23 protein-coding genes and 1 tRNA gene are annotated in these 22784 nt (G+C 60.3%); 11 read left to right on the top strand and 13 right to left on the bottom strand.

From position 1 onward, the window contains the following. Positions 1-2 precede the first annotated feature (2 nt). The 5 genes from IC234_RS20700 to rpmH all read right to left on the bottom strand — a co-directional run bounded on the left by IC234_RS20700 (position 3) and on the right by rpmH (position 3171). Entirely contained in the window at positions 3-335 is a 333-nt protein-coding gene (locus tag IC234_RS20700; RefSeq protein ID WP_190928473.1) for a DUF6678 family protein, read from the bottom strand. A 36-nt stretch (positions 336-371) separates the two neighbouring features. Further along, positions 372-686 carry a hypothetical protein gene (locus IC234_RS20695; RefSeq protein ID WP_190928471.1) on the bottom strand — a complete coding sequence of 105 codons (315 nt, stop codon included), beginning with the start codon at positions 684-686 and terminating at the stop codon, positions 372-374. Positions 687-751: 65 nt separating this feature from the next. Next, the gene (locus tag IC234_RS20690) at positions 752-2446 is read right to left on the bottom strand and encodes a S41 family peptidase (protein WP_190928469.1); all 1695 of its coding nucleotides are present in this window, start codon (positions 2444-2446) and stop codon (positions 752-754) included. Positions 2447-2471: 25 nt separating this feature from the next. Then, on the bottom strand, positions 2472-2963 hold the full coding sequence (locus tag IC234_RS20685) for a ribonuclease P protein component (RefSeq protein ID WP_190928467.1): 492 nt from the start codon (positions 2961-2963) through the stop codon (positions 2472-2474). A 49-nt stretch (positions 2964-3012) separates the two neighbouring features. Then, on the bottom strand, positions 3013-3171 hold the full coding sequence (gene rpmH, locus IC234_RS20680) for a 50S ribosomal protein L34 (protein WP_190928465.1): 159 nt from the start codon (positions 3169-3171) through the stop codon (positions 3013-3015). 142 nt (positions 3172-3313) lie between these two features. Between rpmH and IC234_RS20675 the strand changes: the two genes are divergently transcribed. Next, positions 3314-5047 (top strand): M61 family metallopeptidase, encoded by a 1734-nt coding sequence (locus IC234_RS20675; protein WP_190928462.1) that lies wholly within the window; start codon positions 3314-3316, stop codon positions 5045-5047. A gap of 69 nt (positions 5048-5116) precedes the next feature. Here the strand turns inward: IC234_RS20675 and IC234_RS20670 are convergent, their stop codons facing one another. From IC234_RS20670 to IC234_RS20660, 3 genes are all read right to left on the bottom strand, one after another. Next, positions 5117-5359 carry a hypothetical protein gene (locus tag IC234_RS20670; protein WP_190928460.1) on the bottom strand — a complete coding sequence of 81 codons (243 nt, stop codon included), beginning with the start codon at positions 5357-5359 and terminating at the stop codon, positions 5117-5119. Positions 5360-5428: 69 nt separating this feature from the next. Further along, a complete protein-coding gene (locus tag IC234_RS20665) occupies positions 5429-6370 on the bottom strand; it encodes a PfkB family carbohydrate kinase (protein WP_190928458.1) in 942 nt (313 codons plus the stop codon). Positions 6371-6481: 111 nt separating this feature from the next. After that, positions 6482-6557, bottom strand: a tRNA-His gene (locus IC234_RS20660). Positions 6558-6793: 236 nt separating this feature from the next. Here IC234_RS20660 and IC234_RS20655 point away from each other — a divergent pair. Beyond that, positions 6794-8203 carry a DEAD/DEAH box helicase gene (locus tag IC234_RS20655; RefSeq protein WP_190928456.1) on the top strand — a complete coding sequence of 470 codons (1410 nt, stop codon included), beginning with the start codon at positions 6794-6796 and terminating at the stop codon, positions 8201-8203. 60 nt (positions 8204-8263) lie between these two features. On the opposite strand, the gene IC234_RS20650 is transcribed toward IC234_RS20655, so the two are convergent. The 3 genes from IC234_RS20650 to upp all read right to left on the bottom strand — a co-directional run bounded on the left by IC234_RS20650 (position 8264) and on the right by upp (position 10458). Then, a complete protein-coding gene (locus IC234_RS20650; protein ID WP_190928453.1) occupies positions 8264-9115 on the bottom strand; it encodes a tetratricopeptide repeat protein in 852 nt (283 codons plus the stop codon). A 52-nt stretch (positions 9116-9167) separates the two neighbouring features. Beyond that, positions 9168-9620, bottom strand: a complete 453-nt coding sequence (locus tag IC234_RS20645) for a small multi-drug export protein (protein WP_190928451.1) — start codon at positions 9618-9620, stop codon at positions 9168-9170. A 121-nt stretch (positions 9621-9741) separates the two neighbouring features. Then, on the bottom strand, positions 9742-10458 hold the full coding sequence (upp, locus tag IC234_RS20640) for a uracil phosphoribosyltransferase (protein WP_190928448.1): 717 nt from the start codon (positions 10456-10458) through the stop codon (positions 9742-9744). Between the two features lie 258 nt (positions 10459-10716). Between upp and IC234_RS20635 the strand changes: the two genes are divergently transcribed. From IC234_RS20635 to IC234_RS20610, 6 genes are all read left to right on the top strand, one after another. Further along, the gene (locus tag IC234_RS20635) at positions 10717-12597 is read left to right on the top strand and encodes a capsule assembly Wzi family protein (protein WP_190928446.1); all 1881 of its coding nucleotides are present in this window, start codon (positions 10717-10719) and stop codon (positions 12595-12597) included. A gap of 6 nt (positions 12598-12603) precedes the next feature. Beyond that, positions 12604-14448 (top strand): ABC transporter ATP-binding protein, encoded by a 1845-nt coding sequence (locus IC234_RS20630; RefSeq protein ID WP_190928444.1) that lies wholly within the window; start codon positions 12604-12606, stop codon positions 14446-14448. 105 nt (positions 14449-14553) lie between these two features. After that, positions 14554-15060, top strand: a complete 507-nt coding sequence (locus IC234_RS20625; protein ID WP_190928442.1) for a hypothetical protein — start codon at positions 14554-14556, stop codon at positions 15058-15060. 15 nt (positions 15061-15075) lie between these two features. Continuing rightward, on the top strand, positions 15076-15663 hold the full coding sequence (gene lpcA / locus IC234_RS20620) for a D-sedoheptulose 7-phosphate isomerase (RefSeq protein ID WP_190928440.1): 588 nt from the start codon (positions 15076-15078) through the stop codon (positions 15661-15663). Between the two features lie 127 nt (positions 15664-15790). After that, on the top strand, positions 15791-17326 hold the full coding sequence (locus IC234_RS20615) for a YifB family Mg chelatase-like AAA ATPase (protein WP_190928438.1): 1536 nt from the start codon (positions 15791-15793) through the stop codon (positions 17324-17326). Between the two features lie 6 nt (positions 17327-17332). After that, positions 17333-18367 (top strand): quinone-dependent dihydroorotate dehydrogenase, encoded by a 1035-nt coding sequence (locus tag IC234_RS20610; RefSeq protein ID WP_190928436.1) that lies wholly within the window; start codon positions 17333-17335, stop codon positions 18365-18367. On the opposite strand, the gene IC234_RS20605 is transcribed toward IC234_RS20610, so the two are convergent. After that, positions 18309-18995, bottom strand: coding sequence for a DUF2306 domain-containing protein (locus tag IC234_RS20605; RefSeq protein ID WP_190928433.1), 687 nt, complete (start codon positions 18993-18995; stop codon positions 18309-18311). The two genes, IC234_RS20610 and IC234_RS20605, sit on opposite strands and share 59 nt — an antisense overlap. A 127-nt stretch (positions 18996-19122) precedes the next feature. Next, entirely contained in the window at positions 19123-20247 is a 1125-nt protein-coding gene (locus tag IC234_RS20600) for an acyloxyacyl hydrolase (protein ID WP_190928431.1), read from the bottom strand. A gap of 179 nt (positions 20248-20426) precedes the next feature. On the opposite strand from IC234_RS20600, the gene IC234_RS20595 reads away from it, so the two are divergent. The 3 genes from IC234_RS20595 (at position 20427) to IC234_RS20585 (ending at position 22676) form a co-directional block, all read left to right on the top strand. Then, positions 20427-21017: a porin family protein gene (locus tag IC234_RS20595; protein WP_190928429.1), complete on the top strand. Its 591-nt coding sequence runs from the start codon at positions 20427-20429 to the stop codon at positions 21015-21017. Positions 21018-21187: 170 nt separating this feature from the next. Next, positions 21188-21769 (top strand): porin family protein, encoded by a 582-nt coding sequence (locus tag IC234_RS20590; RefSeq protein WP_190928427.1) that lies wholly within the window; start codon positions 21188-21190, stop codon positions 21767-21769. A gap of 124 nt (positions 21770-21893) precedes the next feature. Next, positions 21894-22676 carry a porin family protein gene (locus IC234_RS20585; protein WP_190928425.1) on the top strand — a complete coding sequence of 261 codons (783 nt, stop codon included), beginning with the start codon at positions 21894-21896 and terminating at the stop codon, positions 22674-22676. Positions 22677-22784 lie beyond the last annotated feature (108 nt).

Genomic DNA, 22784 nt, shown 5'->3' with positions numbered 1-22784 from the left:
AACTAATTGATGAGCGCATCAAACGGTATTCTTACCATGCCGTCGATTATTTTATATTCTACACCTTCTAACTGAAGGAACGAGGCAATTTGCTCCAAATGACTCCATTGTTTCGGTGCGACTAACCTACCAACTCTTTCCATCACAATAGGGTTAATTTCGAGCCATTCAACTTCCCTAAATGGCCAAGGTCCATTTAGTTCGATATACCCTCTTACTGGCAACCCAATACCCATATTGCTCCAGGCTTCTGGCGTATTATCATGCTTCAATTTGAGCCTTGGTTGACACTTAAGCTGATTCAATAAGGCAGCAATTTTCTCAATTCGAGTCATAAAAGACAATGAGAGCAGATTTGCTCACCTCAGGCATTACAAATTATAATCCTGCGTATCAAGCGTCATTTGCTTGATAAATGCTTCCTCATCTGCAAACACCTTCGTCATAGGCCAACGCTTTGCTTCGACTTTACCGCTCCAAGTCAGATGAACCAAAGCCAGTTTAAAATTGGCCTTTTCATCACGCACTTCAAAAAGCACATCATCACAATCAACTCGTCGACCAATTACCTGCACATTGTAACCGGACAGCACATTATCAGGCGAAAGCTCACAGCGAAATTCTTCTTCAAATGAAGCTCGTTCGCTGTCAACAGCTACCCAAGGCTCTATAAAATCTATTAACATCTGAAGTCTCAACAAAAAAGCAGGCACCTTTCAGCGCCTGCTTTTCCATTTAACGCACCTCAAAATTACTTCGTCCCCGCCGACTTGCGGGCGCTGGCGGCCTGGCCCGAGGGCTTCAGCAGCGCGGCGTAGCGGTTCGGGTCGTTCAACACGGCCACGGCGGCGATGATGTTGGGGTCGTCGTCGAAGCCGGCTTCGGTGCGGCCCTTCTCAAAATAGTAGCGCGATACAATTTCCTGCTCCAGCAGCTCCTTGATTTCGGGCTTGAAGCGTTGCAGGTCATTGGCCTTGTTCACCGTCACTTTCTTACGGATGGCTTCGAGTTCCAGTTTCACATCGTCGTAGTGCTTTTCTTCCTTCACCTTCTTGCTGAGGTCGGTGAGGGCCTTTTCGGCGTCGGTGCTGTAGCTGATGTTCTTGCCTTGCAAGAAGGCCACAAACTTCTGGTACTCCGCATCGGTGAGCTTGAAGGCGCGGGCGGCCGGAATGCTGGCGTGCTCGGCGCGGTAGCGGGTGGCGTAGTCGAACAGGTAGCTTTTCTGGAGCAGGATGCGGGTGATGTCGGCAATTTCGCGGTCCTGCACCTCAATGTCGGGGGCCACACCGCCGCCGTCGTACACGGTGCGGCCGGCGGTGGTTTTGAAGGCCGTGCGCAGCGAATCGGGGAATTTGCCCAGCGTGCCGTCGTCGGCGCGGTGCGCGTAGTCGATTTCCTGAATGCAGCGGCCGCTCGGGATGTAGTATTTGGCGGTAGTCACCTTCAACTGCGAATTGTAGCTGAGGGGACGGGTGGCCTGCACGAGCCCCTTGCCGAAGGTGCGCTCGCCCACCAGCACGGCGCGGTCGTAGTCCTGCAACACCCCCGACACGATTTCCGACGCCGACGCCGAGCGGTTGCTCGTGATGATGGCAATCGGAATCTGGGTATCAAGCGGCTGGTCCAGCGCTTTGTAGGTTTTGTTCCACTCCGTCACCTTGCCCTTGGTGCTCACCACGTCGAGGCCTTTGTCGATGAATAGGTTGGAGATGTTCACGGCCTCGTTCAGCAGGCCGCCGGGGTTATCGCGGATGTCGAACACGATTTTCTTCGCGCCCTGCTCCTTGAGCTTGGTCACGGCGGCGCGCACTTCCTTGCCCGCATCCACCGTGAAACCGCCCAGCTGGAAGTAGCCCACGTCGCCGGAAATCATGCCGGTGTAGGGCACGTTGTCGACCTGAATTTTGTCGCGGGTGATGTCGATTTCGATGGGCTTGTCCTGGCCGTAGCGCGTCACCATCAGCTTCACCATCGAATTGGCCTGCCCCTTGAGCAGCTTGCTGATGTCGGCGTTCGACTTCTTATCGACCACCACGCCGTTGATGTCGAGGATTTCATCGCCGGGAAGCAGGCCGGCTTTTTGGGCCGGGTAGCCTTCGTAGGCGCTTTGCACCACGGTTTTGCCGTTGCGCTTCACCACTGAGGCCCCGATGCCGCCGTACTGCCCGGTGGTCATGGTGCGGAAGTCCTCGATGTCGTCCTCCGGAATGTAGTTGGTGTAGGGGTCGAGCGAGCGCAACATGGCGTCGATGCCGGTTTTCACCAGCTTGGCGGGCGTCACCTCGTCGACGTAATACGTGTTGACCTCCTTGAAGAGCGTGGCGAAAATGTCCAGGTTCTTCGCGATTTCGAAGTACCGCTCGTTATCCGAGCCGGCGCGAAAGGAAACCAACCCCAGGGTGCTCAAGGCTAGGGTAGCGAGTAGCTTTTTGCGGATAGTCATACAGAACGGGTAGCGGCTGGCTAATCTACGGGGCCGACGGCGGAGCGGATGCTTCCACAGTCGTGCCCATCAAACGAAGGATACCGGAAATTAATTTTTTTTCCACCAGGGCCAGTGGACTTTTTTCCTTCCCCGTGAAGATAATACCTAGCAGAGCGACTTGGTGCCCGTTTGGTTGCTCCGTGAGCCGATATTTATTGAGCCGATACGCCTCCCGAATGAGCCGCTTCAGCCGGTTGCGGTCGACGGCCCGCTTGAAAGTGCGCTTGCTCACGCTGATGAGCACCTGCGGCGGGGCCGTGGTGGGCGCTTCGGTTTTTGTGTAGACGAAGCGCAGGGGGTAAACGCCAAAAGAGGAACTCTGCTTCCCAAAAAGCTCTTCGATGAGCTTCTTGCGGCACAGGTGTTCCTCTTTCGGAAAGGTATGGCGGCGCGAGCGCGGCGCGATACCGGTGGCCTCATCCCCCGGCCCCTTCTCCGGGGGAGAAGGGGGACCAGGTGATTGTGGGTCTTGCATTTTCAGCGGTTAGCTAACAGCTATTAGCTAATGGCTAACAGCTTAATTCTTAGCGCTTGTGCTTGCCTTCGTCGGATACGGTGAGGCGCTTGCGGCCTTTGGCGCGACGACGGGCCAGTACGTTACGGCCGTTGGCAGTTTCCATGCGGCTGCGGAAGCCGTGCTTGTTGACGCGCTTGCGCTTCGAAGGTTGGAAGGTACGTTTCATATCAATGAATCTTAAAAAGACGAGTTTCGAGTTGGGCCGGCAAAGGTACGGGCTTCGGCTGGAAAAGACAAGGGCCTCAGTCACTTTTACGCAACGCACGTTAGCGAGCCGTAGCTTTAGGCCGTTTTAACCCGTTTTGGCGATGATTCACTACCGCGTTTCCTACGAGAACCCGCTCACGTTTTACCTTCAGATTGAACTCACGCTGGAGGTGGCTGCCGAGGCCACCGCGCCACTGGAGCTGCAGCTTCCCGCCTGGCGCCCCGGCCGCTACGAGCTGCAAAACTTCGCCCAGAAAATTCAGAAAGTCGAGGTTTTCGACGCAAATACCAACCAGCCACTCCCCTACCGCAAGCTCACCAAAGACCGGTGGGAGGTGGCCAGCGCCGCCGGCCGCACCGTGCAGGTGCGCTATAACTTCTACGCCCACCAGATGGACGCGGGCGGCTCCTGGCTCGACGAGACGCAGCTGTACCTGAACCCGGTGCAGGCGCTGATGTACGCCGAAGGGCGGCAGCAGGAAGAGTGCGCGTTGACGCTGGCCCTTCCCGAAGGCTGGCAAATAGCCTGCGGACTGCCCCAAAGCAGCCCAAACGTGCTGAGCGCGCAGAACTTCGACCAACTGGCCGACGCGCCGCTCATCGCCAGCGCCACGCTCATGCATCAGGAATACGAGGCCGGCGGGCTGCCCTTCCACGTGTGGGTGCAGGGCGAGGCCGACGTGAACTGGCCGCAGCTGCTACACGATTTCAAGGCGTTTTCGGAGGTGCAGTTGGAGCTGTTTGGGGGTTTTCCGGTGGCCGACTACCATTTCCTGAACCAGTTTCTGCCCTACAAGCACTACCACGGCGTGGAGCACAACAACTCCACGGTGATTACGCTGGGGCCGGCGGAGCTCATCATGAGCGAGGGGCTATATAAGGAGCTGCTGGGCGTGAGCTGCCACGAATTGTTTCATACTTGGAACATCAAGAGCATCCGGCCGGCCGAGATGCAGCCCTACGACTATAGCCGCGAGAATTACTTCCGCACCTGCTTCATTGCCGAAGGCATCACCACTTACTACGGCGAGTACCTGCTGGCCCGCAGCCACGTGCGCACACCGGCGCAGTATTTTGAGGAGCTGAACACCGTGCTGCGCAAGCACTACGACGACGCCGGCTGCGAAAACCTCTCCCTGGCCGACGCCAGCATGGACCTGTGGCTGGACGGCTACAAAAACGGCGTGCCCGACCGCAAGGTGTCGGTGTACCACAAAGGCGCGCTGGCGGCGCTGATTCTGGACTTGACCCTGCGTCAGCTCTCGGGCCACGCGCGCAGCCTCGATGATGTGATGCGGCGCCTGTACGAGGAATTCGGCAAGACCGGCATCGGCTACACCGAGGACGACTACGTGCGCATTGTGAACGAAGTGGCCGGGCGCGACATGCACGCGTATTTCGACAAATTCATCTACGGCACGGCGCCGCTGCAGGAACCGCTCGACCGGGTGCTGCACACCGTGGGCTGCCAGCTGCTGGTGGGCGAAAACGCCTCGGCCTCCGAAGGTCTTTTTGGGTTTAGAACCGTGGTAAAAAACGAGCGCACCGAAGTCACGGCCATCTGGCCCGGCTCGCCGGCCGCCGCGGCCCTGACCGTCGACGACGAGATAGTGGCCATCAACGGCCGGCGCGTCGACATGAACCTGCAGTCACTGCTCAGCAGCGGCGCGGCCGAGTTTGAGGTGAGCGTATTTCGCCAAAACCGCTTGCTGACCGTGCGGCTGTCCGCCACGCCCGGCGTCAGCTTCGGCCAGCGCTACGCCATCGACAAGCTCGACACGGCCGACGCCGCCCAGCGGCGCGGGTATCAGCAGTGGCTGGGGTGGGAGTTTTAGGATGATTGATTAATAAAAAGGCCCCGCCGGACGAATCCGACGGGGCCTTTTCTATAGATGCAGCAGCTGCTAATTGCCCTGTTTGCCGGGGCCTTTGCCGCCGCCAACCGACATGGGGCGGTTGCCCTGCGGGTTGCTGCGGATGTTGTCGACGCCGTGGCCGGCGCTGTTGCCGTCGGTGGTGTTGCCGTGCGCGGAAACGTCCATCGTGTTCGGGCTTTGCACCTGGGTGCTTTTCTTCTTGGTATTGGCGGCCGGGTTCACAGACGTTTTTTCATTCTGCAAGTCGGTGTCTTTCTTGGCGTGTCCCATGGCGGAAGGTGGTTGAGTGGAAGATGAGTAGTTGTACCCCTCCGCCGCCAAAAAGTTGCCTTCGAGAACCTACGCCGGCACGTTGGCCGCGGCCGCGGCCGGCACCACCTTCACCAGCTCGGCAAACTGCGCTTCGCGGGCTTCCACCTCCTCGTCGGTGAGGTTGAGCAGACGCTCCGAGCCAAACTTCTCGACGCAGAACGAGGCCATGGCCGAACCGTGAATCACGGCGCGCTTCATGTTTTCGAAGCTGATGTCGTCGGTGGCGGCCAGGTGGCCGATGAAGCCGCCCGCAAACGTGTCGCCGGCGCCGGTGGGGTCGAATACTTCTTCCAGCGGCAGGGCCGGCGCGTAGAACACCTTATTTTTGTGGAAGAGCAGCGCGCCGTGCTCGCCCTTCTTGATGATGAGGAACTTGGGGCCCATGGCCAGGATTTTCTTGGCGGCCTTCACCAGCGAGTACTCGCCGGAAAGCTGACGGGCTTCTTCGTCGTTGATGCTGAGCACGTCCACCATTTCGATGGTGGCGATGAGCTCTTCGAGGGCAATGTCCATCCAAAAGTTCATCGTGTCCATCACAATTAGCTTGGGCCGGTTCACGAGGCGCTGAATGACGAGGCGCTGCACCTGCGGGGCCAGGTTGCCCAGCATGAGGTACTTGCAGTCCTGGTAAGAATCCGGGATGATGGGGTCGAAATCGGCCAGCACGTTGAGCTCGGTCACGAGCGTTTCGCGCGAGTTCAGGTCCTTGGAGTACTTGCCCGACCAGAAGAACGACTTCTCGCCCTGCTTTACCTGCAGGCCTTCGGTGTCGACGCCGTGCTCTTCCAGCAGCAGGATGTCGGACTGCGGAAAGTCGTCGCCCACCACGGCCACCAGCTTCACCGCTTTCAGCGAATAGGAAGCCGACAGGCTGATGTACGTAGCGGCGCCGCCGATGATTTTATCGGTTTTGCCGAAAGGCGTTTCGATGGCGTCGAACGCAACGCTGCCGATGACGAGAAGACTCATGGATGAAAAGTGTGGTGAGTAAAAACGGTCGAAATTAGCTCCGCATTAAAACGGTGTTAAAACAAGCAACAAAAAAGTCCCCGGATAATTCTCCGGGGACTCGTTTTTGGAGGGTAAATAATGGGGCTCGAACCCACGACCTTCGGAATCACAATCCGACGCTCTAACCAGCTGAGCTATATCTACCGTGTTTGTTTTGGTGGGGCAAAGATAGAAAAAGAAGCGGGAATCGACAAAAAAAGTTCTGCTGATGCGTTTGCTCTTCGTTCAGGAACATCGTGCGGCGCGCAGTCGAAGCCTCTCTACCGCAGTAGTAATCAAGACCGCTGCAATGAGGCGGTGGAGAGGCTTCGGCTGCGCGCCGCAGGACGTTCTTTTCTGATGCCGAAGGAAAACGCGCCACAAAAGCCTGACCTTTGCGGAATGGAACCCAACACTGCCCCGTCGTTCAACGATTTCAAGCTCAACAAACAATTGCTCTCGGCCGTGGCCGACGCTGGCTTCACCGAGCCCACGCCGGTGCAGCAGCAAACCATTCCGCTGCTGCTGGCGGGGCACGACGTGCTGGGCATTGCCCAAACCGGCACCGGCAAAACGGCCGCCTTCGGCCTGCCGCTACTGATGAAGGTGAAATACGCCCAGGGCACGAACCCGCGGGCGCTGGTGCTGGCGCCCACGCGCGAGCTGGCCATGCAGATTGAGACCCACCTGAAGGCGCTGGCGGTGAATACCGACTTGCGCATTTTCGCCATTTACGGCGGCTTGGGGCCTAAAACGCAGATTGAAACCATTGCCCAGGGCCTCGATGTGCTGGTGGCCACGCCGGGCCGGCTGCTGGAAATCTACCTGAAGGGCGCCGTGCGGCTCACCGACCTAAAAACCTTCGTGATGGACGAGGCCGACAAGATGATGGACATGGGCTTCATGCCCCAGATTCGGCGCATTCTGGAAATTATTCCGCGCAAGCGACAAAACGCGCTGTTCTCGGCCACCATGCCGGAGCGCGTGACCACGCTAAGCGAGGAATTCCTGGAGTTTCCGGTGCGGGTGGAGGTGAGCCCGCCGGCCAAAACGGCCTCCACGGTGAGCCAGGTGCTGTATGAGGCGCCCAACCTGCTCACCAAAATCAACCTGTTGCACTACCTGCTGCACCGCGACGCCGAAACCATGACGCGGGTGCTGCTTTTCACGCGCACCAAGGAGCACGCCGACCAAGTGGCCCACTTCCTGGAGCGCAAGGCGCCGGCCGGCGAGGTGCGCGTGATTCACGGCAACAAAGGCCAGAACGCCCGCATCAACAGCATGGACGCGTTTCGGGCCGGCGAGGTGCGCTACATGGTGGCCACCGACGTGGCCGCGCGCGGCATCGACGTGCCGCAGGTGACGCACGTCATCAACTTCGACGTGCCCATCGTGCACGACGACTACGTGCACCGCATCGGGCGCACGGGCCGGGCGCAGCACATCGGGGCGGCCATCACCTTCGCCAACGAGGCCGAAATGGTGCACATTGGCGAAATCGAGCAGCTCATCAACCAGCAGATTGAGCTACTGCCCCTGCCCGAGGAAGTGAAGGTGGAGGAAACGCCTTTTGAGGAAAAGCAGAAGATGGGCCGCGAACTCGACGACCGCCGCAAAAAGCTGGACCCCGAATTCAAGGGCGCTTTCCACGAGCGCAAAGAATGGATTAAACCCGGCGTGACCATCGACAAGCGCACGGGCAAGCCCTTCGTGGAAGGCCAGAAAAAGAGCCGCAAGGGCGCCAAGGCCTTTGTGGGCAAGAAAGGCGGCTCGAACCCCGGCGTGAAGGCGCTGAAGCGGCGCGGGCGTTAAAGCTTAGAACGTCAAAAAAGGCCCCTGCTAAATTCAGAGGCCTTTTTTTTGAATGATAAGTCAAATCTCATTTCGCCTCATTCTGCCGAGGTTTACCATAAACACATCGTCTTTGACGGCCCACTTCTCAGTTTCTCTAGCCCACGCTTCGAAATTCGCTCTGTCTTTCAAGAGGTAATACTGGTAAGCGACGTTATAGGCCATTTCGCTTTGCAAGGCTTTATCACCGCATTTTGAAATGCCTTCTTTCGCAGTTTTAGCCGCATTAGCTAACTGGTTGGTGTGCATTTGCGCATAAGCTAATTCTTTATAGAAGTAGCATTTATCATCAGAGTAATTCTGCGCAGCGCGCAATACCGTAACCGCCTTTTCGTACTGATTAATAGCATTGTACGTATAACCGAGCTCTAGACCAAGGTTCTTATATGTAGGGTCAACCTGATATCCCTTTTCTAAAAACTTAACTGCCCCAGTCGGATAATCCCAGACATTATAAGTGAAGCCCCACCGGTAATAATGCGCAGCCGAAGTGGTGTCGGTCTTATAAAATTTGAGCCAATCAGGCACGGATTCAACGCTGAGTTCGCGTAGCTTATCCGGCGAAATAAGCGCTACTTGAACCTGGCTTGGCTGGAGACGGACCTTTACATTATGTTCCAAAGGAGAAGGTTTGTATTTCCCCTGTGCATCAATGGTAAAGCTGCCAACTGCCTGCATGGTGAAACCCGCCTGCGAGTCCAGATAAACAAAGCCGTAGGAGTAGGACTCCCCGGGCTTGCCGCGAAGCGCAACCCACTTGTCTTCACACTCCACAAACCGTTTATCAAATTTCAAAGCCGTCTGGGCGTAAGCTTCTGTGGCAAGAACCAGCGCAAGCGTTGCCAACAATGCACGTAGAAAGATGCATTTCATAAGAGTACCATTAGGTAGTATCTGGCCAAGATACTGCCTTGGAAGCAGCCAGCTACCTGCCGTGGTGGAACAAGTGCCCGAAGTGCATGCTGGCGAAGGTGAGGGCCGAGCCCCAGAACACCGCGCTTAGGAACATGTGCAGCAGGATGCGCTGCCGCGGCACGCCCAGCAGCGTGGCGATGACCGTGCCGCCAATGGGCGACAGCAAAATGGGCGTGAGGAAGGCAATGCCGCCCATGCCAAACTTGCGGAAAACCTTGATGATGTTGCGCGAGCGTTTGGTGAAAATGGGCTCGCGGCGCAGGCGTCGCTGCTTCTGCCGGTGCTGCATCCAGGCGCGGCCCACGCCGGAGAAGATGAAGACGCTGGTCATCATGCCGGCCACGGTGAGGGCCAGCGTGGGCCAGAAGTGCAGCCCCATGGAAGTGCCGGCCAACGGGCCGCCCAAAAACTTCACCGTGCTCAACAAGAACACGGACGCGCATTTAACGGCGGGATGAAGCACGGGATGACGAAAGGCAGGCGGTGGAAGGGGCAACAAACGCGGGGTGGGCGCGTGGCAAAGATACCCATTTCGAAGAGCCAGGGTTCAAAAGCGTGGAAAGGATTTTGAACCGCGGCCGCCGCTACAGCTTGCTGCCGTAGCTCAGGTCGCCGGCGTCGCCGAGGCCGGGCACGATGTAGGCCTGCTCGTTCAAGCCTTCGTCGATGGCGGCCACCCAGAGGTTGGCTTCGGGGATTTCGCGGGCCACGTAAGCCAGGCCCTGGGGCGAGGCAATGACGGCCGCGATGTGCACCTGGCGCGGCGTGCCGAAGCGCAGCATGGCCCGGTACGTTTGCACGAGGCTTTTGCCGGTGGCCAGCATGGGGTCGGCCAGGATGAGCACCCGCTCGTCGAGGCTGGGGGCCGAGAGGTAGTCGACCTGCACCTGCACCTGGGCTGTGCCTTCGATACGGTAGGCGGCCACGAAGGCGCTGGGCGACTGGTCGAAATAATTCAGAAAGCCCTGGTGAAACGGCAGGCCGGCGCGCAGCACGGTGGCCAGGATGGGAAAATCGTGCAGGAGTTTGCCGCGGGTTTCGGCCAGGGGTGTTTGGATAGTCTGCTCGGTGTAGCTGAGGTGGGCGCTGATGCGGTAGGCAATGATTTCGCCCAGCCGCTGCAGGTTGCGGCGGAAGCGCAGGCTGTCTTTCTGCACCTCTTTGTCGCGCAGCTCGGCCAGGAAGTGGTTGGCGATGCTGGGCTCGGCGCACACCACGTGGATGTTGGCCTGCGCCTCGGCGGCGGCGGTGCCCTGGGGGTCGGCGGGGCTGGCGGAAGTGGAAAGCGGGGATGTGGCCATGCGAAGAAGAATTGGGGGATGACGCTGGGAGACAGAGCCCGGCTGGGCCCCGAAGTTGGCACAAAAAGCGGCGGCGGACAAGAAACCGCCGTCTAATTCGTCTTACGTCCGGGCACGGGTTGGGTGGCGCGAACCGGGCTGCCGCACGGGGCCCTTCGCCCTTGCCAACGCCTTGCTGCGTAGGTTTGTTAAGAAATTACCGCCCGTGGCCAGTGTATGGCCCCGCCGTTCCGCTTATCAGGCGTCCTATCTCTATTTATGCATAAATCTCTGCTGCTGTGCGCCGGATTGGCGCTATTGGCGGGCCCCGTGGCGGCCCAAACCGACCCCACTCCTCCGGCGCCGGCGCCCGCCTCCACCCCGGAAGCCAAATCGCCGTGGATGGTGTTCGACCAGCCCGTGCCGCCCACCGATGCCCCGCCGGCAAAGCCCAGCAAAACCACCCAAGGCGCCAACTACGTGCCCCTGGACGTGAACACCTACCGGCTGATTGACCGGTACGCCATCAAGTTCGGGCCCGACTCGCTGAACGACCCGCACACCAGCGTGCGGCCCTACACGCGCGCCGCGGTGGCCCGGTTGGGCGAGCGCCTGCTGTCCGGCGACAGCGTCACGCGCTCGGGCGGCAGCCTCTCGCGCGCCGACCGCTTCAACGCCCAATACCTGCTGAAAGACAACTGGGCCAACAGCGCCCGCGGCGCGGCCAGCAACCAAAGCCCGCAGCCGTTCCTCACCTACTTCTACCGCAATCAAACCGACCTCTACCACGTCGAGACCGAAGATTTTACGCTGCGCGTGAACCCGGTGCTGCTGCTCGAAGCCGGCAAGGATAGCCAGCTGAGCGGCCTGCGTTACGTGAACACCCGCGGCGTGCAACTGGAAGGCACCATCGACCAGAAGCTGGGCTTCTACACTTTTCTGGCCGACAACCAGGAGGCCGTGCCGGGCTACGTGCTGACGCGCATTCAGCGCGACAACATCGTGCCGCACGAGGGCTTCTGGAAGTATTATAAGAACAAGCCCGACCAATACGACTTCTTCACGGCGCGCGGCGGCATCACCTACGCAGCCGGCAAGCACATCAACCTGCAGCTGGCCCACGACCGCAACTTCATCGGCAACGGCTACCGCTCGCTCATTCTCTCGGACTACAGCACGCCGTATTTCTTCTTGAAAATCAACACGCGGGTTTGGAAATTCAACTACCAGAACCTGTTTGCCGAACTCACGGCCCAGAAAGAGCAGGACGACCAAGTGTACCCCAAAAAGTACATGGCGCTGCACCACCTCAGCTTCGACGTGACGCCGAACTTCAACATTGGGGTGTTTGAGAGCACCATCCTGGGTGGGCGCGGCGTGGACAGCACCATCGTGAACGGCCGAATTGTGCGCCAGCGCAAGGGCTTTGAGCTGCAGTACCTGAACCCGGTTATCTTCTACCGCGCGGTGGAGCAGCAGGTGGGCTCGGCCGATAACGCCATTCTGGGCCTGGATTTCAAATGGAACATTGCGCACACGGCCCAACTCTACGGCCAGCTGGTGCTCGATGAGTTCAAAATCAGCGAAGTGCGCGCCGGCAATGGCTGGTGGGGCAACAAGCAGGCTTTCCAGCTGGGCGGCAAGTACATCGACGTGGCCGGCCTGCGCAACCTCGACCTGCAGGTGGAATTCAACTACGTGCGGCCCTACACCTACCAGCACGAGGACATTTATACCAACTACCAGCACTACCAGCAGCCCCTCGCCCACCCCATGGGCGCCAACCTGGCCGAGATTCTGGGCGTGCTCAGCTACCAGCCGCTGCCCCGCCTCATGCTGGTGGGCAAAGCCTTCTACTCGGAGCAGGGATTGGATGTATCCATTGGCGACGTGAAGGGCGACAACTACGGCGGCAATGTGCTCAAATCCTACAACACCCGCGTGAGCGAATACGGCAACAAAACCGCTCAGGGCAACAAAAGCCGCCTGCTGCACGCCGATTTTACGGCCACCTACCAGCCCCGCCTCAACCTGTTCCTCGACGCCAAGCTCATTGCCCGGCGCCAAACGTATTCGTTCACGCCCGCTTTCAACGGCAACGAAACCTACGCCTCGCTGGCCCTGCGCTGGAACATCGCGCAGCGCCTGCACGAATTTTAACAGGGTATGAAAACCTATTTGCGCATCCTGCAGTACGCGCGGCCGCTGCTGTCTTTTCTGCCGCAGTATTTGCTCTACACGGTGCTGACCATCTTTTTCAGCATCGGCAACTTCACGCTGATTATTCCGCTGCTGAAGGTGCTGTTTGACAAAACGGACAAGGTGCCGCTGAAAGCGCCCAGCCAGCTGCCCGCCTTCACGCCCACTATTCAGTGGGTCACGGACACGTTCAACTACTACTTCGCCGACGTGCTGACCACGCACGGCAAGATGGGGGCGCTGGCCTTTGTGTGCGGCGTGGTGGTGGCGTCGGTGCTCTTCAGCAACGTGTTTCGCTACCTGAGCCTGCGGCTGCTGGCCAAAGTGCGGGCCCGCGTTATCCGGAACCTGCGGCGCGATTTGTACCACCGCATCATTGGCTTGCAGCTGGGCTTCTTTTCGGGCGAGCGCAAGGGCGACCTGATGTCGCGCTTCACGGCCGACGTGCAGGAGGTGGAAACCTCGGTGGTGAACACCTTCACGGCCGTCATCAAGGAGCCGCTCACCATTGTGGCGTATTTCTTGGTGCTGTTTCACATCTCGGTGCCGCTCACGCTGTTCACGCTGGTCTTGCTGCCCATTTCCGGCGGCATCATTGCCACCATTGCCAAGCGGCTGCGCACCCAAGCCAAGCAAAGCCAGAAAACGCTGGGCACCATGCTGTCGGTGATTGACGAGACGCTGGGCGGCATCCGGGTTATCAAGGCCTTCAATGCCCAGGAATACATCAAGGGCAAGTTTGAAGAGGAAAACGACCAGTACGCCCGCACCTCGCGCAGCATCGACAACACCCGGGATTTGGCCTCGCCGTTTTCAGAGTTTGCGGGCGTGAGCGTGGTGGCCGGGCTGCTGTACTTCGGCGGCACGCTGATTTTGGGCGGGCAGTCGACGCTCGATGGCGAAACGTTTATCGGCTACGTCATCCTGTTTTCGCAGGTGCTTACGCCGGCCAAGGCCTTGTCCAGCTCCTTCGGCAACATCCAGCGCGGGCTGGTGGCCGGCGAGCGGGTGCTGAGCATCATCGACACCGAGCCCGCCATTCGCGACCGGCCCGACGCGGCGGTGCTGCCGCCTTTCGAGCACGAAATCGAGTTCCACAACCTGAGCTTCAGCTACGGCGAAACGCCCGTGCTCCACGACATCAACCTGACCATCAAAAAAGGCCAGACGGTGGCCTTGGTGGGCGGCAGCGGCGGCGGCAAAAGCACGCTGGCCGACCTGCTGCCCCGCTTCTACGACCCCAGCGCGGGCCAGATTCTGATTGACGGCCACGACCTGCGCGCCTGCACGCTGCATTCGGTGCGCGACCAGATGGGCATCGTGACGCAGGAAAGCATCTTGTTCAACGACACCATTTTCAACAACATCCGCTTCAACACCGCCGCCACCGAGGCCGAGGTGATGGAGGCCGCCCGCATTGCCAATGCCCACGAGTTCATCGTGGCCAGTCCCGAGGGCTACCAGACGGTGATTGGCGACCGGGGCTCGCGCCTTTCGGGCGGGCAGCGGCAGCGCCTGAGCATTGCACGCGCCATTCTGCGCAACCCGCCCATTCTCATTCTCGACGAAGCCACTTCGGCCCTCGACACCGAAAGCGAGAAGCTGGTGCAGGAGGCCCTGCAGCGGCTGATGCAAAACCGCACCTCGCTCGTCATTGCCCACCGCCTGAGCACGGTGCAGCACGCCGACGAAATCGTGGTGCTGCAGCACGGCCGCATCGTGGAGCGCGGCACCCACGACGCGCTTATCCGGCGCGAGGGCGGCGTGTACCAGCGCCTGAGCTCGATGCAAACCAACGCGGCCCTGGTGTAGTCAGCGCGAGAGCCCGGCGTGCCGTTCTGGTTGTTTTCGCGTACAAGGCCGAAACCCGGCGTCCCGGAAAACCCTATCTTTCGCCTTAAACCAACCTTTTTCGCCATGCTCGCCCTCAAACGCATTGTTACCGTTGCCGTAATGGTTTACCTCTTGCTGGCGGTGTTGTTCGTTCTTACCCCCGCCGTGCGCACGTCCGTGATGGGCATGGGCAGCGGCCTGTCGGCCCTGGAGCAAGAGCGCAGTTTCTACTACACCCTGTTTCTGATTGGGGCCGGCCTGCTGGCCCTGCACCTCATCACCGAAAACCTCGACAGCGTGCTGCTGCGCCGCTCGGTGAGCCAGCACGAAAACAAAATCAACGAGCTGAAAGCCAAGCTATACGACCAGCAGCAGCGCGCCGTGCCGCCCGTGGGCGTGCCCAGCGCCCGCACCATCGACGGCCGGGTGAACACCGAGCACACCACCGTGCACCCCACCCAAAGCCAGGCCGCTGGCACCGCGAGCCTGACCGAAAACCGGACTTCTGACCACCTGCCCCAACCCACCTTCCCGCAGAGCGACCCCAGCCTGACCAACACGCCGCCCGCTGAGCGCCCGCCGCTGGCCTAACCCCGAATACCCCCCGTGCCCAATTCCGTTCTCACCGACCTCATTCACGCCGAGCTCAGCGAGGCCCGCTCCGTGCTCGACCAGTTTCTGGCCGAGCCGGAAAACCTGGCCCGCATTGCCGCCGCCGCCGACGTCTTTGCCACCAGCCTGCGCCAGGGCGGCAAGGCCCTCACCTGCGGCAATGGCGGCAGCCTCTGCGACGCCCAGCACTTTGCCGAGGAGCTCAGCGGCCGCTACCGCAACGACCGCCGCGCCCTGGCCGCCATCGCCCTCACCGAGGCCTCGCACATGACCTGCGTGGCCAACGACTACGGTTTCGAATTTGTGTTCAGCCGCTTTGTGCAGGCCCTGGGCCGGCCCGGCGACGTGCTGCTGGCCATCAGCACCAGCGGCAACTCGCCCAACATCCTGCGCGCCGCCGAGGCCGCCAAAGAAGCCGGCATGCAAGTGGTTTCGCTCACCGGCAAAGACGGCGGCCGGCTGGCTGGCCTCAGCGACGTGGAGATTCGCGTGCCGCACTTTGGGTATGCCGACCGCATTCAGGAGGTTCACATCAAAGTGATTCACATCCTGATTCTGCTGATTGAGAAGCTGGTGATTTGAGAGGTGGGACGATGAGAAATGAGAAGTGAGATATCAGCAGGATGCTTAGTAGGTTTGTGAAGGCACTTGGCAGTTCACGGCCTAATTGGCTCATTTCTCGCTTCTCATCGTCCCACTTCTCTCTACCATGCTTACCAAAACCTTCGGCTCGGCCGTGCAAGGTGTGAATGCCTACACCATCATCATTGAGGTGGTGGTTTCGGCCGGCACGGGGTTTAACGTGGTAGGCCTGCCCGACAACGCCATCAAGGAAAGCCAGCAGCGCATTGAGGCGGCGCTAAAGTTTCGCGGCTACCGCATGCCGCGCACCAAAACCGTGGTGAACATGGCGCCGGCCGACATCCGCAAGGAGGGCGCGGCGTATGACTTGCCCATCGCGCTGGGCATTCTGCACGCCTCGCAGCAGCTGAATACGGAACGCCTGCCGGAGTACATCATCATGGGCGAAATGGCGCTCGATGGCGAGCTGCGGCCCATCAAGGGCGTACTGCCCATTGCCATTCAGGCCCGTAAGGAGGGCTTCAAGGGCATCGTTCTGCCCAAAGAAAACGCGGAAGAGGCGGCCATTGTGAACAACCTCGACGTGATTTCGGTGGGGAGCATGCAGGAGGCCATCGACTTCTTCGAGGGCCGGCTCGACATTGCGCCCACCAAAGTGGACACGCGCGACCTGTTCCAGCATTCGGTGAACAAATACACGGCCGACTTTGCCGACGTGCAGGGCCAGGAAAACATCAAGCGGGCCTTGGAAATAGCGGCCGCCGGCGGCCACAACGTGATTATGATAGGCCCGCCCGGCGCCGGCAAAACCATGCTGGCCAAGCGCCTGCCCAGCATTTTGCCGCCCCTGAGCATGCAGGAAGCGCTGGAAACCACTAAAATCCACTCGGTGGCGGGCAAGCTGGGCGGCGGGGGCCTGCTGAGCACGCGGCCGTTTCGGAGCCCGCACCACACCATTTCGGACGTGGCACTGGTGGGCGGCGGCGGCAACCCGCAGCCCGGCGAAATCTCGCTGGCGCACAACGGCGTGCTGTTTCTGGACGAGCTACCCGAATTCAAGCGGACGGTGCTGGAGGTGATGCGCCAGCCGCTGGAAGAGCGTCGCGTGACCATATCACGCGCCAAGGTCAGCATTGAGTTTCCGGCCAATTTTATGTTGATAGCCAGCATGAACCCGTGCCCCTGCGGCTACTACAACCACCCCGAGAAGGAGTGCGTGTGCGGCCCCGGCGTAGTGCAGAAGTATCTGAACAAAGTATCCGGCCCCTTGCTTGACCGCATCGACCTGCACGTGGAAGTGACGCCCGTGACCTTCGACCAGATGACGGAAACCCGCAAGGCCGAAACCAGCGCCGACATTCAGCCGCGCGTTGACAAGGCCCGCGCGGTGCAGGAAACGCGCTTTGCCGACTACGGAGACATCCACTCCAACGCCATGATGCCGCCGCAGATGGTGAAGGACATTTGCGCCATTAGCGAGGAGGGCCGCACGCTGCTCAAAACGGCCATGGAGCGCCTCGGCCTCTCGGCCCGGGCCTACGACCGGATTCTGAAAGTGGCCCGCACCATTGCCGACCTCGCCGGCACCGACGACATTCACATTCAACACCTAGCCGAAGCCATTCAGTACCGGAGCCTCGACCGCGAAGGCTGGGCCGGATAAATTGCCATGTACAAAGCGCTGGTCAAACCCCTCCTCTTCAACCTCGACGCCGAGCGCGCCCACCACCTGGTTTTCGACAACCTGCGCCGCGCGGCCCGCGTGCCAGGCACTCAGGCCCTGTTGCGGGGGCTCTACGATTTTCAGCACCCCAGTTTAGCCCGCGAGGTGTTTGGGCTGAAATTCCCCAACCCGGTGGGCTTGGCGGCGGGCTTCGATAAAAACGCGGCCCTCACCGACGAGCTGGCCACACTGGGCTTTGGCTTCGTGGAAATTGGGACGGTGACGCCGCGGCCGCAGCCCGGCAACCCGCAGCCCCGCCTGTTTCGGCTGCCGCAGGACGAGGCCCTCATCAACCGCATGGGCTTCAACAATGAAGGGGCCGCGGCCGTGGCGGCGCGCCTGGCCCGGCGGCGCAACCGCCAGCTCATCATCGGGGGCAACATTGGCAAGAACAAGGACACGCCCAACGAGCGCGCGGCAGAAGACTACGTGGCCTGCTTCGACGCCTTGGCGGAGCTAGTCGATTATTTCGTGGTCAATGTGTCGTCGCCGAACACACCCAACCTGCGCCAGCTGCAGGAAAAAAAGCCCCTGATTGAGCTGCTGCAGCAAGTGCAGGCCCGCAACCAGCGCCGCCCCGCGCCGCGCCCGCTGCTGCTGAAAATTGCGCCCGACCTCACCGACTCACAGCTGGACGACATTCTGGAAATAGCCCGCGAAACGCAGCTGAGCGGCTTGGTGGCCACCAACACCACCATCAGCCGCGACCAGCTGCACACCGACGGGCACTACGTGGCTTCGCTGGGTGCGGGGGGACTGAGCGGGCGGCCGCTGCGGGCGCGAGCCACGGAAGTCATTCGCTACTTACACCAAAAATCTGACGGGGCGCTGCCCATTATCGGGGCGGGCGGCATCCACTCGGCGGCCGATGCTCAGGAAAAGCTGGCGGCGGGGGCCTCGCTCATTCAGCTCTACACCGGCTTCATTTACGAAGGGCCGGCGCTGGTGAGCCGGATAAACCGGAGCTTGGTGCCAGCTTGACCTTCTGCGCGCTCACGCGCCGCTGCCACCACGCAATGACCGGCACCCCCAGCAAGGTGGGCCAGAGAAAGTTGTAGGGAAAGGGAATAAAGCGTAGGCTGGTGACGGAAAAGGCCGACACGGCCGCGATGTAGGAAGCCAGGAAGCCCGAAATGTGGTTGCGCAGCCACTGGATTTTGTTCCAGTGCCCGGCGTTGGCGTAGCCGCGCAGCTGCCGCGCGGCCGTCATGGCGCCTATGCCGCCAAACACGCCCACCGGAATGTTCCCGGCCACGAACGCATACCCCACCGTGCCCACGAACACCAGTAGGCCCACGCCGGCCACGGCCCAGTCGAACGGGGCCACTTTGGCATCCCAGGCCAGGTGCTTGAGGTAGAGCGAGCGGTAGCCAAAACACGCCATGTAGAGGCTAAACACCGCCGTGAGCAGCAAGAACAGACTGTGAATGCGCTGGGCGCCCACCAGCGCCGAGATGCCAGCCACCGCCATGGCCCAGAAGAACACCCGCCCCCACCGGCGGTGGGCCGCGCCGCCCTTGCGCACGGCCAGCGCCACGGGCGCCACAAAAAACCCAATAAACCCCGCCGTGATGTGCAGGTAGCGGTTGACCAGAAAGAAGGTGTCCATAGCAGTCGGCGCGGGCAATGATTTACCGCGGCCGAAAGATGGCAGGTGCGCTCCTCTGTACCTCAAAAAAACACTCCCAACTGTCCGATTCAACTGCTGAAACGCCTTGCCCTGCAGATAAACTGCCTTACAGCTTCGCCCCTACTTTGAACTCTATCACGTCGGCGGCGCCGCGGTGAATCTTGAGGTCGATGGCACCGAACAGCAGGTCGGTGAAGTGGTACTTCAGGCCCAGGCGCTCGTAGTAGGGCGTGCTCGATTTGTAGGGCGCGTACACGTAGAAGCCCAGGTGCGAGTCGAACGCCAGGCGGCCAAACAGCAGCTCGTGGCCAATAAACACGCCTGCCTTTTTCACGTCGGGCTGCTTGAGGCCGGCGCGGGTGGTATCGTCGAGGGTGGCTTTCAGGCTGCGGTCGTTGAAGCCCTCCACGCCCAGCAGCAGGTTGGACTTGCGGTTCATGCGGCGGCCCACGGCCAGCGTCACCGAGTTCACGAGGTACTTCTGCTTGTCGCCTTCGGTGCGCTGCTTGAAGCCCAGGCTGGTGCTCACGTTGTAAAAAACGTGGCCTACGTCTTCCGGCGCCGGCGCGTAGGGGTTTACCTGCACGGGGTGGCGCTGCTCGTGGTAGTTGAGGCCCAGCACCACCGAGGGCAGGTTCACGCCGAAGTTGGGCTTAGTGGTGGCGCCGTTGGAAAAGTGGTTCAGCCCCACGCCGGCCAGCAGCGCCAGGTGGGGCGTGAGGGCATAGTCGTACTCAAACCGAAATTGCAGCGTGGCGTTGAGGGCCGAGCTGGCAATGGTGTTTTTGTGGTTGGTTTCCTGGTTGTAGGGGTTGCTAAGGTAAGCCAGCCCGGTGCCCAGCCGGAAACTAAAATCGTGCTTCTCGCCCCGCGAAAACGATTTGCTGATGTAGGGGCTGGCCGCAAAGGCGTAGCCCAGCACGGGGTTGTGAAAGTCGTAGTACGTGAGGGCCAAACCCACCTTCGGAAACTTGTACCAGCCGTGCCAGGGCGCGGCGCCGGTGGTTTGGCGCTGCAGGTTGATTTCGAACCCCGTGGGATGCGACGCCACCAGGTGCCGAATGGCGTAGGTGTGCGCCATGATGATGCTGCCCTGCGCGTAGGCCCCCACCACCAGCGGCATGCGCGGGGCCTCGGCCGGGGCAGCGGGCGCATCCTGCGCATGCGCGCCAAAGCCGCTTAGGCATAGGAAAGCCGCCTGCTTCCAGCGGCGCAGGCATGGAGATGACAAAACCATAACGAACGGTTGAAGCTCAAAAATAGCACCCCGCAGCACTCCACGGCCGAAAAGGCACAACACGTACAGAATTTTGGCAACCTCTGGTGGCCGGCAACGGTATACGGCTCGGTTTACGGCTTACGTACGCCGCCTTTTCTCCCATTCCTTATTATCACTATCCCTTTGCCCTTATGAAAAAGCTCGCGCTTTCTCTTGCACTGCTGGCCGGTACTGCCGCCGCCGCCAACGCCCAGTCTACTCGCTTCGGCCTCAAAGCCGGTGTAAACTACACCACCTTCTCCGGCGATGGCGTGGAAGATGCCAAGTATAAGTTCGGCGCCGTAGGCGGCGTGGCCGCCAACTTCGGCTTCTCCGAGTCCCTGTCGCTCCAAACCGAGTTGCTCTACTCGCAAAAGGGCACCGAAATCAAGAACAGCGACTACAACTTCAAGCTCAACTACATTGAGCTGCCCATCATGTTCCGCTACACCCTCGCCGACGGCAAAGGCCCCTTCCTGCAGGCCGGCCCGCAGATTGGCTACCTGGCCAAGGTGAAACTGTCGGATGGCGACGGCAACGAAATCAAACTCGACAACGACGCCTACCAGAACGTTGCCCTGGGCTACGTGGCCGCCGTGGGCTACCAGCTCGAGTCGGGCCTCAGCATTGAAGGCCGCTTCAACGGCGACATCAACAGCGTGGGCAAAGACAACGACGTGAACGACCAGCAGCGCAACCGGGTATTCTCGGTACAGTTGGGCTACATGTTCGGCGGCAAATAAGCTTCTGCGTATTCTTTTTCGGGAAGGCCCGGTGTCCATGTGGACGCCGGGCCTTTTCTTTGCATAAGGAAACTAATGCTGAAATTAATATAATTTGTTATTTCAATGAAGTTTCCCCGTAGCTTTGCGCCGCATTTTTAATTTCATTCTCACTTTTTTTCTCAGCAACAATGAAAAAAGTTATCCTTTCCCTGGCCCTGGTGGCCGGTATTTCTGCCACGGCTTCGGCTCAGGCTTCGTTCGGCGTGAAGGCCGGCGCTTCGCTCACTACCCTGGGTGGTCCCGATGCTTCGGGCTTCTCCAACAAGGTAGGCCTCAACGCTGGCGTGCTGGCCAACTTGGCCTTCGGCGACGCACTGTCGCTGCAGCCCGAAGTGCTGTTTTCGATGAAGGGCGCTGCTGATTCGGACAACTCGAAAAACAAAATCAACCTCAACTACATCGACGTGCCGGTGATGCTGCAGTACAACGCCGACGGCCTGTTCTTCGAAGCCGGCCCGCAGGTGGGCTTCCTGGCCTCGGCCAAAGCCACCGACGGCACCAACGACGTGGACGTGAAAGACCAGCTCAACACCGTGGACTTCGGCTACGCCGTGGGCCTGGGCTACAAGCTCGAAACTGGTCCGATGATTGGCCTGCGCTACAACGGCGGCATCACCAGCATCGACAAGGAGCAGAGCGGCACCACCGCAGCCAAGATTCGCAACAACGCGTTCCAGCTGTACGTGGGCTTCATGTTCGGCGGCAAATAAGCTTCCCGAAGCTCAACAATGAAAACCCCGGCTTTGCGTGCAAGGCCGGGGTTTTTTGTGTTCCGTGAACGCGCTCAGGCGTAGCTTCGGGACTTCATTCTCACTCTTTCCCTTTTCAAATTATATGAAACGCATCCTTCTACCATCCTTGTTGCTGCTGGCCGCCGGCACGGCCGCGCAAGCCCAGAGCGGCCCCCGGTTTGGCCTGAAAGCAGGCGCCAACCTGGCCAGCTACACCGGTACCGACAACACGGCCACGACTAACAAATTCGGCCTCAACGCCGGCCTCACCCTCAACCTTGGGCTCACCGACCAGCTTTCGGTACAGCCGGAAGTGCTGTTTTCGCAGAAGGGCACCAAACTGAGCTACAACGAAGACAACAGCGACGTAACGGTGTTTCTGACCAACGGCAACGCCTTCGGCCGCAAGGGCTCGGGCACGTACAGCCAAACGCTGAACTACCTCGACGTGCCGGTGCTGCTGCGCTACAACGTGGGCCCGAGCGACGGCGCCGGGTTCTTCTTGGAAGCCGGCCCGCAGGTGAGCTTCCTGCTCTCGCAGCGCGGCGAGGTGAGCGGCGACAAAGCCACCGTGGTGCTGGCCGGCCCCACCCGCAACGACATCAACTCGCCCCGCACCAAACTGCCGTGCTTCACGGTCGACAACACCACCGCCGACATGAACACGACGACGTTTGGCTACGTGCTGGGCGTGGGCTACCGCTTCAGCAACGCGCTGAGCCTGAGCGCGCGCTACACCGGCGATTTCAGCCAGGCCTACAAGAGCGGCGAAGGCAAGGCCGAAGTCCTCAAGCCCTACCGCGACCCCAACGTCAAGTTTACAAATCCAGAGGTGCGCAACTCGGCGTTTCAGGTGCAGGTGGGCTACGTGCTCAACGGCAATTAGGCGCCGCTTCGATTCTCCGTTTTGGCCCGGTGCTGCTTGCAGTGCCGGGCTTTTTTGTGCCCGTCGGCCGGCGCGGGGCGCGGCGCCCACAACCCTGGCAATGGGCGG

Origin of the sequence: Hymenobacter armeniacus, assembly GCF_014699055.1 — a bacterium.
Taxonomy (GTDB): Bacteria; Bacteroidota; Bacteroidia; order Cytophagales; family Hymenobacteraceae; genus Hymenobacter; species Hymenobacter armeniacus.
Note: the sequence above shows the minus strand (reverse complement) of the source record. Positions and strands in the feature narration are given on the sequence as shown.